The organism is Erysipelatoclostridium sp. DFI.2.3, from assembly GCF_019132535.1.
GTDB lineage: Bacteria > Bacillota_I > Bacilli_A > Erysipelotrichales > Erysipelotrichaceae > Clostridium_AQ > Clostridium_AQ innocuum.
The window spans coordinates 104,656-117,314 of sequence record NZ_JAHOOJ010000003.1; the positions used below are offsets into that span (position 1 = coordinate 104,656).

At 44.0% G+C, this 12,659-nt stretch carries 16 protein-coding genes; 2 read left to right on the top strand and 14 right to left on the bottom strand.

Annotation, left to right across the window (positions count from 1 at the left end; genetic code table 11):
- The first annotated feature begins 211 nt into the window (after positions 1-211).
- On the top strand, positions 212-733 hold the full coding sequence (locus KSZ58_RS04270; protein WP_009270517.1) for a hypothetical protein: 522 nt from the start codon (positions 212-214) through the stop codon (positions 731-733).
- Between the two features lie 168 nt (positions 734-901).
- Here the strand turns inward: KSZ58_RS04270 and KSZ58_RS04275 are convergent, their stop codons facing one another.
- From KSZ58_RS04275 to KSZ58_RS04300, 6 genes are all read right to left on the bottom strand, one after another.
- The gene (locus KSZ58_RS04275; RefSeq protein WP_002611076.1) at positions 902-1,213 is read right to left on the bottom strand and encodes a hypothetical protein; all 312 of its coding nucleotides are present in this window, start codon (positions 1,211-1,213) and stop codon (positions 902-904) included.
- A gap of 73 nt (positions 1,214-1,286) precedes the next feature.
- On the bottom strand, positions 1,287-2,177 hold the full coding sequence (locus KSZ58_RS04280; RefSeq protein WP_002611078.1) for a PTS system mannose/fructose/sorbose family transporter subunit IID: 891 nt from the start codon (positions 2,175-2,177) through the stop codon (positions 1,287-1,289).
- A gap of 2 nt (positions 2,178-2,179) precedes the next feature.
- Positions 2,180-3,019 carry a PTS sugar transporter subunit IIC gene (locus KSZ58_RS04285; protein WP_008818686.1) on the bottom strand — a complete coding sequence of 280 codons (840 nt, stop codon included), beginning with the start codon at positions 3,017-3,019 and terminating at the stop codon, positions 2,180-2,182.
- 64 nt (positions 3,020-3,083) lie between these two features.
- Positions 3,084-3,575, bottom strand: coding sequence for a PTS sugar transporter subunit IIB (locus tag KSZ58_RS04290; RefSeq protein WP_002611082.1), 492 nt, complete (start codon positions 3,573-3,575; stop codon positions 3,084-3,086).
- A gap of 33 nt (positions 3,576-3,608) precedes the next feature.
- A complete protein-coding gene (locus tag KSZ58_RS04295) occupies positions 3,609-4,037 on the bottom strand; it encodes a PTS sugar transporter subunit IIA (RefSeq protein ID WP_002611084.1) in 429 nt (142 codons plus the stop codon).
- A 496-nt stretch (positions 4,038-4,533) separates the two neighbouring features.
- On the bottom strand, positions 4,534-5,466 hold the full coding sequence (locus KSZ58_RS04300) for a type I phosphomannose isomerase catalytic subunit (RefSeq protein ID WP_224727217.1): 933 nt from the start codon (positions 5,464-5,466) through the stop codon (positions 4,534-4,536).
- A gap of 172 nt (positions 5,467-5,638) precedes the next feature.
- Here KSZ58_RS04300 and KSZ58_RS04305 point away from each other — a divergent pair, with 172 nt between their 5' ends.
- Positions 5,639-6,532: a sugar phosphate isomerase/epimerase gene (locus KSZ58_RS04305; RefSeq protein WP_009270519.1), complete on the top strand. Its 894-nt coding sequence runs from the start codon at positions 5,639-5,641 to the stop codon at positions 6,530-6,532.
- 129 nt (positions 6,533-6,661) lie between these two features.
- Here KSZ58_RS04305 and KSZ58_RS04310 read toward each other — a convergent pair whose 3' ends face one another.
- The 8 genes from KSZ58_RS04310 to KSZ58_RS04345 all read right to left on the bottom strand — a co-directional run bounded on the left by KSZ58_RS04310 (position 6,662) and on the right by KSZ58_RS04345 (position 12,576).
- The gene (locus KSZ58_RS04310) at positions 6,662-6,988 is read right to left on the bottom strand and encodes a hypothetical protein (protein ID WP_002611090.1); all 327 of its coding nucleotides are present in this window, start codon (positions 6,986-6,988) and stop codon (positions 6,662-6,664) included.
- Positions 6,989-7,028: 40 nt separating this feature from the next.
- Positions 7,029-7,835 (bottom strand): Cof-type HAD-IIB family hydrolase, encoded by an 807-nt coding sequence (locus KSZ58_RS04315; protein WP_224727218.1) that lies wholly within the window; start codon positions 7,833-7,835, stop codon positions 7,029-7,031.
- Positions 7,813-8,634: a Cof-type HAD-IIB family hydrolase gene (locus KSZ58_RS04320; RefSeq protein WP_009270521.1), complete on the bottom strand. Its 822-nt coding sequence runs from the start codon at positions 8,632-8,634 to the stop codon at positions 7,813-7,815. The genes KSZ58_RS04315 and KSZ58_RS04320 overlap by 23 nt, the downstream gene beginning before the upstream one ends.
- A 21-nt stretch (positions 8,635-8,655) precedes the next feature.
- On the bottom strand, positions 8,656-9,189 hold the full coding sequence (locus tag KSZ58_RS04325; protein ID WP_009270522.1) for a hypothetical protein: 534 nt from the start codon (positions 9,187-9,189) through the stop codon (positions 8,656-8,658).
- Between the two features lie 84 nt (positions 9,190-9,273).
- Positions 9,274-10,428 carry an MFS transporter gene (locus KSZ58_RS04330; RefSeq protein WP_009270523.1) on the bottom strand — a complete coding sequence of 385 codons (1,155 nt, stop codon included), beginning with the start codon at positions 10,426-10,428 and terminating at the stop codon, positions 9,274-9,276.
- Positions 10,429-10,607: 179 nt separating this feature from the next.
- A complete protein-coding gene (hxlB, locus tag KSZ58_RS04335) occupies positions 10,608-11,168 on the bottom strand; it encodes a 6-phospho-3-hexuloisomerase (protein ID WP_009270524.1) in 561 nt (186 codons plus the stop codon).
- A 12-nt stretch (positions 11,169-11,180) separates the two neighbouring features.
- Positions 11,181-11,807: a 3-hexulose-6-phosphate synthase gene (hxlA, locus tag KSZ58_RS04340; protein WP_009270525.1), complete on the bottom strand. Its 627-nt coding sequence runs from the start codon at positions 11,805-11,807 to the stop codon at positions 11,181-11,183.
- 4 nt (positions 11,808-11,811) lie between these two features.
- Entirely contained in the window at positions 11,812-12,576 is a 765-nt protein-coding gene (locus tag KSZ58_RS04345) for a DeoR/GlpR family DNA-binding transcription regulator (RefSeq protein ID WP_002611099.1), read from the bottom strand.
- Between the last annotated feature and the right edge of the window lie 83 nt (positions 12,577-12,659).

Genomic DNA, 12,659 nt, shown 5'->3' on the forward strand with positions numbered 1-12,659 from the left:
CATCGGTTATTCTTTTTTTTCTTAGCTTAACTGTTAAAAAAGTTAATTATTCCATTTTTCTGCTAAAAATGCAATAATCAACACAAATTCTAATTAATAATCTATAATTAGTTTAGAAGGAGGGTAATGGAAAGGAGGGAAGTAATCTCATTATTATATTCTCATAATCCTCTGTTTCGTTCAATGGCATATATCAAGTGAGGTGAGAAAAATGAAAAAGATTTTTAGAATTTTTACACTAGCATGCTTCTTAGTTTTATTAAATTTAGCCTTTGTACCAGCAACTCATGCCTTTACAGATGATGTTAGAGATAATGAGAAAATTATCACTGTATTTGCGAATTTGGATAATCAAATTGAGGTTAATAGTGTAGTTCAAAATGCATTTGATTCATATAATGCTGATATTGTAAGGGTTCTAGATATCAGAAATCAATATAATCTATTAGCTGCTGATGAAGGATGGGTAACAAATAGTGCCCAATATTATTATGGCGATATGATTCATGGGTCAAAAGGAACTATAAAATGCTATGTTGTACAAACATCTAAGCCCTCAGTTTCTTCATGTAGTGGTTCTGTATATGTAGCTGGCAATGGTGTGAAATTTGTCTCTAAATCGATAAGCAATAATAATTCATTAAGCGCCAGATTAAACTGGACTATTCGCTTAGAGGCTTCAAGTGGATCCATTCCGACTACCAAATCACATTCTGTAGGTCTTTACAGCTAAGGTTATGATTTAAACACTCGAATATAATATTAACCCATTCTGGAAAAAAAAGCCATGGCAACTTTGTAAAATCGTGTCATAGCTTTTTTTGTTTACTAATATATTTATTGTTTATATAAAACTATACAAACAAACTCTATATTTACTTATCTTAAATCAATACGTTTTTTAAAACCCTTTCAATTCATCAATCATTGCTAAAACATGCTTCTTCCCATTACGGAAGCTCATGAAGGACATAATGGTGAATCCACCAGATAGAATTGCACCAACCAGAGCAATCCATTTAACTACATTTCGGACTGTATCACTGATATCCGGTAAAATAGGATCTTTCATGCCGGTAAATCCCCAGACACAAAGGCCTGCAGTCACAAGGAAAATAATCCCTCCAACCTTGACCCAGCTTCCGAGCCGTCGTACCAGTATATTTTCAGACTGTATTTTCTGTTTCAATGCATCCTTCTCTGATTTCTTCATCACTTATACCTCCTGTTATAAAGAAATCATCCCCACTTGGGAGGCAGGGATGATATTTCTATTTTTTTGTTGATTAGTAAGACAGATTTGGATCGAAGAATCCAACAAGAACACCGACGATAGCTACAACAACCATCAGCAGCATAATTTTGATTGGACTAATTGCTTTCTTAGCCATTAACCACCAGCAGCCCAGTACGAACAGCAGAGTCAATACGCCAGGGAATGCGCCATCCAGTTTTTCCTGCAGTAATACAGGTACTTCCTGAGTTCCTGTAACCTTTTCGATTACTTTGGAACCTTCAATAACCATTTCTGTTTTATTCTGAATAGAAGTTGTCAGCTGTACAGAAGTAGTAATAGATACCCAAGTACCAGCCATAGCACCAACGATTACCTGACCCATAACGATTACGGATTCACGTAATGCAGTTGCCTGCTCACCAACGATAACTTCTACAGCAGAACCACCAAGTTCATAACCTTTGTTATAGATCCATTTCTGGAAGAAGATACTAGTCACGTTCCATACAACGATATAGAACAGAGGACCAATAATGGATCCGCCTTCCGCAAGACCTAATGCAATACCTAATAAAACTGGAATATACGTACCAACGATCAGAGAGTCACCGATACCAGCCAGAGGACCCATCAGACCTGCACGAATACCATTGATCATTTCATCATCGATTTCTTCAGCACCGTTTGCACGAGCTTCTTCAAGACCAGCGGTAATACCAACTACGATAGAACCAATCTGAGGCTCTGTGTTGAAGAATGGATAATATGTCTGCAGCTTTTCAGCCTGTTCATCTTTTGTTTCATATAATTCCTGGATAATTGGTAACATGGACCACATGTAACCGAATGTCTGCATGTGCTCATGAGAGAAGCAAGTCAGGTTACCATAGAACCAACGCCAGAAAGAACTATTTAATGACTTTTTCGATACCTTTTTCATAATTAAATGTCCTCCTCATCATCGTCAATTCCTGCAGGACCTGCTGCAGCTCTGTTTCTAATCATTGTCATCTGGTAGTTAATCAATGCAAATACAGCACCAACTGCAGTTGCAGCGATCAGTGTCAGGTGCATAGAACCTGCCAGTGTGAAACCAAATAAGAAGAAGATCAGGTCAGTTGCCTTGTTTACAACGGATTTCAGCAGGATTGCGATTCCGACTGCAGGCAGCAAGCTACCTAATGTAAACAGGGATTTCATATACCAGGAACCCATAGGCAGTGCTTCCTTGAACTGGTCAACAGCATCTGCACCATAATAAACAATCAGCATAACTGGGATGAAGGAAATCAGTAAGTGAGAGATAAGAGGGAAAATAACTTCAACCTTACCGACAATACTGAAATCTTTCTTGTCCAGACGAGCCCATCCAATGTGCTGCCAAACAAGGTTCATCATCGCAGTTCCGTAGAACTGTACAGTACCTACAGTACCAACCATAGCACCTAAAGCACCTGCAAGACCGCTTGCTTCAGAACCACCAAGGTCAAGACCCTGAGATTTTGCAAGAGCCCAAGCCAGAGGGATACCAATGTAAGAAACGGCACGTAAATCCGCTGCTACGGTACCACCTGGAGTTACCAGCGCGATATAAATAATCTGCATAGGGACTGCAATCTGAATACATCCCTTAACGTCACCAAGGATCAACCCTACAAATACGGATGCGATCAATGGTCTGTTCAATGTGTAGTTACCAACTGTAGTACCTAAACATGCAATTGTGGAGGCCGCACAACAACTCATAAGACCGAGTAAAGCAGCCTGTACCCAAGAAATCATAAATTCATCTCCTTTTCCTTTTTGAATTTATCTAATCTAATTCGAACACAAATCTCCCAATTTATTAGTATCCGAATTTAGATCTGAATTTTGGCCAGGAACCGATAGCAGTTTCTTCCAGCAGTGCAAAGAATACATCGTAACCAGCGTTTGTCATCGCTTCGCATGCTTCTGCTTCTTCCTGTGTGATGGACTGGTTCTGTCCCAGCTTGGTAGCGCCCGGACGGTCGTTGCAAGGTCCGATAACAACACGTTTTACATCACTTGGTACAAACTTGTTGTCAACCAGCAGCTCTTTCATGTCAACCGGATTCTTCGTAATCAGGAAGTATCGCTTGTTGCTGTCAAGCACCGTCTGTGCCTTCTCAAGGAAGTGTTCCTTTGTCCATACAAATACTTTTTTGTCCGTGGATGCTACGAATGACTGTTTCAGAACAGGTGTGGTAGCAGCCTTGTCGTTTACTGCGATAATACCGTCACAAGGATATTCCTTGGACCAGCGTGTGATGATCTGACCGTGAATGATACGATCGTCAACTCGTACAAAACTAATCATGATTTATGTCCTCCTTAGATTAAATTCCGATGTTTAAATATCGTCTTCCGCGTCATCGCTCTCTACCTTGAATTCGGTAAGACCGGCATGACCCTCGCTCAGCAGCGTTTCTTTCAACAGCTCTGCATCGTCAAAATTATCTTTCATCAATACGGCGGTGATTGCCAGCGGCATATTCATACCTGCAATCACTAATGTGTTTGGCATCAGGCCTTTTTCATCAAGAACAGCCAGTGCGTTGGTGAATGGAGATCCACTCAGAATGTCTGCCAGCAGAATAACACTGTCGTCTGCATTCAGCGGCTCAACCAGTGTTCTGAAGTTAGCTGCAAATTCATCAGCACTCATATCTGCCTTCAGACTTGTACTCAGGACATCGTCACGTTCCCCTGTCATCATTTTGACAGCGGAATGCAATCCCGGTGCAAATTCACCATGACTTACCATAATCACGTATTTCATTTGTCGTCCTCCTTTTTTTCACGGACACAGAACAAAACTACGGTGTGAAAGGCCAAAAAAATATTTTGGCTTCCCTACCAAATCCTTTTTCTTACCTGCCTTATGCATTTACCTATACTTAACAGTACAGATGATAATCGTGGAAAATCATCTGTTTTTTTATGCTTTTGCATAGAAAACAGGGATTTTTCAGCATGTCTCATAAGGTATACGTTTTGAAACACCAGACCATACCAGCTCTGTCTGTGTTATGGCAGCTTTCACATTTCGAAGTGACCAGCTTTCGTTGAAATGTAATCGCTTACCTCCGCTATTTACATTGTAATCTTACACCACGTTCCTCGTAATTTCAACTGTTTTGATAAATTTTTCTCACATAATTACAAATGTAATCACACATTTTAACCAAAATGTCCTATCTGAAATAGAAAAAAACGCATATTTACAGCTATTTTTAGCAGTATACACGTTTTTATGTGAATATTGTGTGAAAAATTTATCTTACAAAACTTACCAGAATACGTGCCTTCCCACAGATTTCAATGTCCGCACAGCCCGCCGGTACGAAAATATTCTCAGTAAATGCAAATGGAAGCTCTTCTCCCTGATAGCGAAGGACACAGTCTGCGGAAACATTGCTCAGACAGTAAAAGCGCTTTTCATCCTGCGGCAGCACGTAGCTTCCCGCAACATCCACCAGGCGCACACTGAATTCCCGCCGGTCAACCAGCAGCTTCTCCTGTGTGGTATCCGCATCCGTAAAAGGTGTTGCCACTTTATTACAGTGCAGTCCGAAATCTGCGACATCAAAGCTTTTATCGATATGCAGCTCTCGCTCCCTGCCATTCGCATCCTGACGATGATAATCATAAAACCGATAGGTCGTATTGGAATTCTGTCCAATCTCGAGTGCGAGAATGCCTTTTCCCAGTGCATGCAGCATACCGGCATCAATGCATACGAAATCACCGGCCTCCACCTCGACCTTGCGCACATAATCCTCCACCTGATCATTTTCGACAGCAGCTTTGATCACCGCTGCATCCGACGCAGTCGTTCCGGCCACCAGCGTAGCTCCCTTATCTGCTTCCAGAATATACCAGGATTCTGTTTTCCCTTCATCGTTTTCATGCGCTCTTGCATATTCGTCATACGGATGTACCTGAATGGATAAATCCTCTCTGGCGTCCAGATATGCAAGGCGAAGCATCTGATGCAGCTGTTTTTCTCCCAGTATAGATTGCGGATTCGCCTGAATCACCTCATCCAGCGTTTTCCCTGCATATTCTCCATTCAAGATAACATTTTTTGCATATGGATGGGCACTGATCTCCCAGCAGGTGCCCATCCCTTTTTCTTCCATACCGCGCATGGTTGTCAGACGGTCGTTTGCCCATATTGTTTTGTCATATATAGGCTTTAACTTCATAGGATACATACGATCTACCTCTTTTCTTATTCCTTTTTCAAACAGATTATACAATGGAACCTATCAAAAATCAACAAATTGTAATTACATTATAACATTTTTTAAGAATTTATTTGAAGCCGATTGCAAGTATATTGTTATAATGTTATAATATTGTCAGAGAGGTGAGCTTATGTACACATCTGTAATTACTGACCAGATTGATGAAGATCTGGAAACCGCCTTACGTATAGCCAAGCTTTATGGTTATACGCACATAGAGCTGCATAATGTATTTGGGAAAAGTATTGAAGAGTGCAGCCTAAAGGAAATCAACACCATTCGCACCTTGCTGGATACCTATGAACTCAAGGTTTCCTGTATCGCCAGTACCGTCTTCTTTCTGTGTCCGCTGATGGAGAACGATAAAGTAAGTCTGTTTAATCCGGCATTTCATGCGATTGAAGGGGATGTCCCTACACATCTTCGCTATTTGAAAAATGCATGCCGCATTGCTAAAAAGCTGAACTGTCCAAGGGTACGCATCTTTCCTTTCCGCTTTCCGGATAACCGGCCGCCTGCCTATGGCACACAGGAGCATATCGCTCTGATTATGAAAAATGTCCGGCAGGCTGTGCAGATTGCGGAGGAGGAGCATGTGACGCTGGTGCTGGAAAACTGTCCGTATTCCCACCTTCCTAAGGGTCATATGAGCATTCAGATCGTGAAGGCCATAAAAAGTGACTATCTCAAGCTGCTATGGGATCCGGCAAACAGCTACCGTGCCTATAAGGAAAATGTCCCTGCGGAGTATCTGACCTTTTCACTCGAGGAGGAGCTGCATTATATCTATCCTTGGATCGATCACATCCATATTAAGGATTATGCATACAATGCCGCACTGGAAAAGCCGTTTCAGCATGTTGCCTTCGACATGGGAGATATCGACTTCATGATGATTTTTTCCAATCTGCGAAAATACGGATATGAGAATGCCGTATCGCTGGAAGCAGAAACCGATTATAATGAAACACTCAAGAGTATGAAACGCATGCAGGACTGGGTTACATTGTCCGATAATACCTGATGCCTAAAAAAACCTGTTTTCCTTACGCAGAGCAAGCTGCCTTGAGGAACAGGTTTTTTATAAGAAATATTTAAGTATACAAAAGCGCAGATAAAACCCGCCCTTTTCAGAAGCGGGTTACTTTTATCATCAACTCATCAGCATCTGAATGCCTAAGAAAATAAGCAGGATTATGATAGGAAGCCCCAGCAGAATGACATAGGCGAAATTCACCTTATGCACGACCTTGTTCCAGTTTTTCTCTACGAAATAATACCGGTCATCATCGGTTTTCATAATGACATCGGTTTCCATCAGATTGGCGATGGTGTATGCAATCACCGAGGTGGACAGTCGAAGATTTTTAAATGCATCGTATCCAACGGCCGTATCCGGTGTGAACGCGTAATGCTTTTTCAGAACATCCATAACCATCCTCGCCGATGTCTGTCCTGTTGTTGTTTTTTTCTTAGCCATAAAAACACTCCTTTAAGTTATTTACTATGTTGTTTGTACTCTATTCTATAACAAAAGTCACAGCTTCTGCAACACTTTTTACAACATGTGCAGCTTCCCTGCGCACTTCCTGTGCTGCCGAAGCCATACAGAAGCTGGCTTCCACCTCATGAAACAGTGGAATATCGTTGGCACCATCCCCGATGAATGCGACCTCCTCCTGTGACAGCTTCCAATACTCCAGTGCCTGTAAAAAGGATTTTCCCTTATCGATTCCCTTACGGGTGATTTCGATGTAATCAAAGGATGTCGGCAGGATTTCATAGGCATCCTGAAATTGCCTGCGCAGAATCGGCAGCCAGGTATCCCGGCGTTCCTGTGTATACGTATGGATACTGATTTTCACCACCGGCTCCTGCTTCTCCTTCAAATATCGCAACAGATCCCGATCAGCAATATCACCGAGGTAGGCAAGCTGCTCTCTTACCTCGTTCCAGTGCTCCGGTGCATACTGCTCCCTCATAAAGAAGAAGGTGCTTTGCTCATTGCAGACAAAGGGATTGATCTCATCCACATGATCCTTTAAAAACTCCATAATGCGTACTGCATCCCCGGCTTCAATGTGCTCCTCCATGACCTTCTTATCATGAATCCAGATAGATCCACCGTTATTTCCGATAATCATATCCACAGCAAGTCTATAACGGCTAATCAACTTCTGACAGAAGCCGTAATCCCGCCCGGTTACAATACCAAAAGCAATGCCGCGCTCTGCCAGCGTATGAATCGCCTGCACATCCTGCTGTTGTATGTTGCCATGTACATCGATCAGCGTTCCATCCAGATCACTCAGAAACAGCTTCATCATCACACACCCTGTCAATCAATCCATAATGTAAAAGTGCCTGTGCAATTCCGTTTCTGCTGCACAGCCCGCTCACATAATCCGCTGCTTCCTTCACAGCCTCTCTGGCATCCCCCATCGCAACGCCGATGCCACATGCTTTTATCATTTCCAGATCGTTGTAATCATCCCCGAAGCTGATCACATCCTGCATGCTCCAGCCCATCGCTTCACATATATGCGATACGCCCGTTGCCTTGTCATGGGCACCGTTGATATCGTAAAAGCAGGTATCAAACGGTGTAAACAAAAACTGCGGGAAGCGCTGTTTCATCATTTCCAGATCAGCATCCTCTATTTTAGCGACAGCTGCCAGGGGCATGGTATCCTGCAGATAGCCCTCGGATTCCCGCTCATCCACCAGAATATCCAGTCGTCCCAGAAAATTCTGCAGCATATTGGCAATCCGCTTATAGCCGTGATAGCAGTGTGCCGCATCCTGACACTGAAACATCAATGCATTATCCGTCTTTTTAAAGGCATGGATCAGACTTCGTGTTTCCTCCATGGAAAAGCTGTAATGATAGAGCACCTCATGCTGTGCATTGCGCACAAATGCGCCGTTGCTGCAGACGAAGTAATCAAAGCTCACCTGCTCCAGCAGACTCTGTTCCATAGCAAAAGGAGGTCTGCCACTGGCGATTGCCAACTTCACTCCCTTCCTTGACAGCTCATTCAGAGCATGGACACACGATGCAGGAACCCTGCGGTTCCCTTTCGTTACCAGAGTACCGTCAACATCAAATACCGCTAGTTTAATCATAGCTTCCTCCTCCAGATTTCTTTATTTATTTTTATTCTTCTTGCGTTTCTTCCATTCCAGAAAGCATTCATGCAGATAGACACCCATCTTTTTGGATACCACAACATGCTGGCGCTCCGTTGTCAGAATATCAATATTTTTGATAATGGATTTCATAGGATCCATTGACAGAATGGAGCGAAAGCGATAATGCGCTTTTTCATATACAAAGCCGTCATCATCCACGATTGCCCGCCGCTTCACGATGGAATCCAGTGCCATTCCCGCACAGATAATCGCCATCAATGCGAGCGCAAAGCAGACATACAACTCATCCTTTGTATTCTTTTCCATCACAAAGATACCAATGATGCCAATGACAGAAAAGCCCAGGAAAAAAATCATATACGGCAGATACTGATTCACCATGGTATAGCCGTCCTTATGCTTCTTCAGATATTCCTTTCTCACCTTCTGATTGGCAAGAAACAGGCGCACATTCTGTACGGTCAGATAAATTCCGTAGCACAGAACTGCGGCACAGATAATATAATCCATTGTATCAAATTTACTCATATGAACTCTCCTCACATTTCTAATTCGTATTATACACTATTTTTTCACAGAAATTAAGGAGCAGGTGATAACCGGTTACATTTGTTAATCCAGACGTTTGTATAAAATACCAAGTCCCAGCGGTACAAATCCACTCAGACCGATCAGCGCCAGTGTCAAATCGGCACCCAGGGAGGATACCATCGCTCCGGCAATCACCGGGGTGATCAGCAGGGAAAGTCCCACATAAAAGGCAGAAGCGATCGTCTGCCCGCTGCTTCGCAGATGAATCGGTGTTGTATCATCCACCAGTGTTTTGCTGGTAATCATGATCAGCGGATAGGTAATACACTGCATCAGCGTCACCACGATCATCATTTCCGGACTCTGTACAACGGCATAGCCCAGAAAGCGGATGATATACATAAAGGTACCAAACATCATCAGCTTATAATCACCGAATTTCTTCAACAGCCAGGTTCCCGCAAAAAACAGCGGCAGCTCGGTAAAGGCCTGAATGCTCCATCTGGCACCGACCATGCCCTCCTTTGCGCCCAGCGCCATCATTTTATCCACCGTCGTGTAGATATCCGCAGTCGCTATCACATTGATAAACAGAAAAATCAGAACCACGACAACATATTTCTTATCCAGCAGCAGCTCCTTTAAATCCGTTGCATGAATCCCGCCGCTTTTTTCCACCTTGACCGCATCCTGCATGAACATTGTCAGTACGATGTTTAAAACCGCAAGACCCGCAAACACATACCCCAGAGCCGGATAGCCGTAATGCTCGACAACCAGAGCACCGATTGGACTGCCAATCATCCAGCCAATCGCCCCGAACGCACGTATCGGGCCAAAATTATTGCGGCAGGTTTCACTTGTCTCCAATGTCCAGGTATCCTGTACAGCCAGCGTGGTACGAAACATACCGCCTACCAGAGATATAAAAATCAGATGCAGAAAGAAATTCCGCTGTGTCACCTGATACATCACCAGCGTGGATAGCACAAAGACAATCAGACAGAGGTTAAAGAATTTCTTATCCGTTTTGTACTTATCGCATAAATAACCGATAAAAAACTGCGTGATAATAGCCACAACAGCCGTCCCGGACAAAATGATACCGCGCTCTACAACATCATAGCCGACATATTCCAGAAAGGTCTGCATATAGCCGTAAGGCAATACGAAAGCGATATAAGACAGAAAGTAGAACAGGCACAGCATGGCCACGTTTTTCTTTTGACTTCGCATAGTTATTCTCCCTTTTATAGAAAAGGACCGGCGAATCTGCATCCGCCAGCCCGCATTGATGGCGTTTTCCCATCAGATATTTTCTTATCCTGTACCCGCGTCTTGCGACGGACGACAGCCGAAGCGCTTTGGAATGGTCAGTTCCCTGTACAGGCTTTCACGATTATCCGTTTGTTGAATTATTCCATATTGGCATGTCTTCCAAACATCGTATCGGAATCCTTGCCTCTTCGCTCCATCAGCATCATAACAGCAATATCCATGAAGATTCCCTCGCTTTGTTCAAACAGAGATCCCATTGGCTGAATGGATTTGATATCCCCCTGCTTTGCACTTTTCGGTGAAGGTGCGCTGATTTCGATAACGACATCCGCCATACCGGCGATGCTGGAGTTAGGATTGATGGTGATGAGTGCTACCCGTGCTCCCATTTCCTTTGCTTTCGCAGCATGGTTGACAAGTGATTTTGTCTCTCCGCTGCCACTGCATACCACCAATACGCCGCCTTCCTTGATATTCGGTGTACACGTTTCCCCAACGACATAGGAAGCCACTCCCATATGCATCAGGCGCATGGCAAAGCCCTTTACCTGAAAGCCGCTCCTTCCTGCTCCGGCACAGAATACCTCGTCTGCCTCATCGATCAGCTCTACGAATTTTTCTGCCTGTTCCTCATCAATGGCGGTCAGTGTGTGTGTAAGCTCCTGCACTACGATTGCTGCATATTCTTTATTGTTCATCAACCTGTCCTCCTATTTCAGATGCTGCTTCATCTCTTTTGCGGCAGCTGCACGGTCTTCTGCATTGCAGATGGCACCGCCGACAACGACAACCGCAGCACCCTCGGATGCAATCGCATCAATGGTCGCAAGCTTCACACCGCCGGCAACCGCAGATTTCGCATGGGTAATCACACGGTTGACGATCATCAGCTCATCCAGCGGATTCTTTCCGGTCTGCTGTACATCAAATGCCGTATGTACACAGATATAATCCACACCCATGGCATCAATTTCCTTTGCTCTTGTTTCCAAATCCTTTACCGCGATCATATCGATCATAATTTTTCCATTGTATTTCTTTGCGGCTTTCACAGCCCCCAGAATGGTTTCATCGTTGCTCGCTCCCAAAACAGTAACGATATCCGCACCGGCTTTAAATGCTGTTTCCGCCTCCAGTTCTCCTGCATCCATGATTTTCGCATCTGCCAGAATTTCAATTTCCGGGAAATGCTGCTTAAACTCTCTCACCGGGCGCATGCCCTCCTCAATGATAAACGGTGTTCCCACCTCTGCAATATCAACGCTGCCTCTTGTTTCTTGCAGCAGGGTCATGCATTCCTCCAGTGTCAGTGTATCCAATGCCAGCTGTAATTTCATAATCCTAGTTCTCCTTTACCATAATCAGTTGTTTGACCTCACTCACGCAGTCCTGCTGCCCTTCCTGCAGCTCGTTGGTAATCATGACATCATAGTCTGAAAACTTGGCGAACTGATAGGTGGCTGTCTTTGTGAATTTACTGGAATCACAAAGCAGGATGTTCTTTCTGGAATGCGCCAGAATATGACGGTTTACCTCCGCATGCTCCATGGAAAAGGTCATCGGACCATCCATATCCATAAAGCCGTCGCATCCCATAAACGCAATGTCAATACGAACCGTATCAATGACATTGGTGGCGTAATATCCGACAAGCGCACGTCCTTTTTTCTGAAGCTTTCCCCCGGTCATAATCAGATCCAGCCCGCTGTCACAGATGATATCCGCAATCGGCAGGGAATTGGTCAGTACCGTGATGTTCTTCTTCAGACGCAGCAGCTTCGCCAGCTGCAGACAGGTGCTGCCTGGATCCATGTAGACAATGGCATCATCCTCGATAAATTCCAGTGCCTTACGGGCTATCAGCTGTTTTTCCAGCGTATGCTCCTGCAGCTTTACATCAAAGGGCAGCTGATAATAGGCATTGCGAACGACTGCACTTCCATGCTTCTTTGTCAGCACGCCGCGTTCCTCCAGCACCTTGAGATCCTTACGTATCGTTTCCGTTGTCACATCCAGCTGCCGGGCGAGCTCTCCGACCCGTACTCTGCCTTCTCCCAAAACTCGCTGATACAGCGCGTTTCGTCTGGCTTCACTTGCTTTCGACATGTCGCTTCACCACCTTTGCACATGGTTAGTGTACGTTTTTCTTTGCCTATCGTCAATCTGATTTCGCAGTTTTCCAAAAAAAG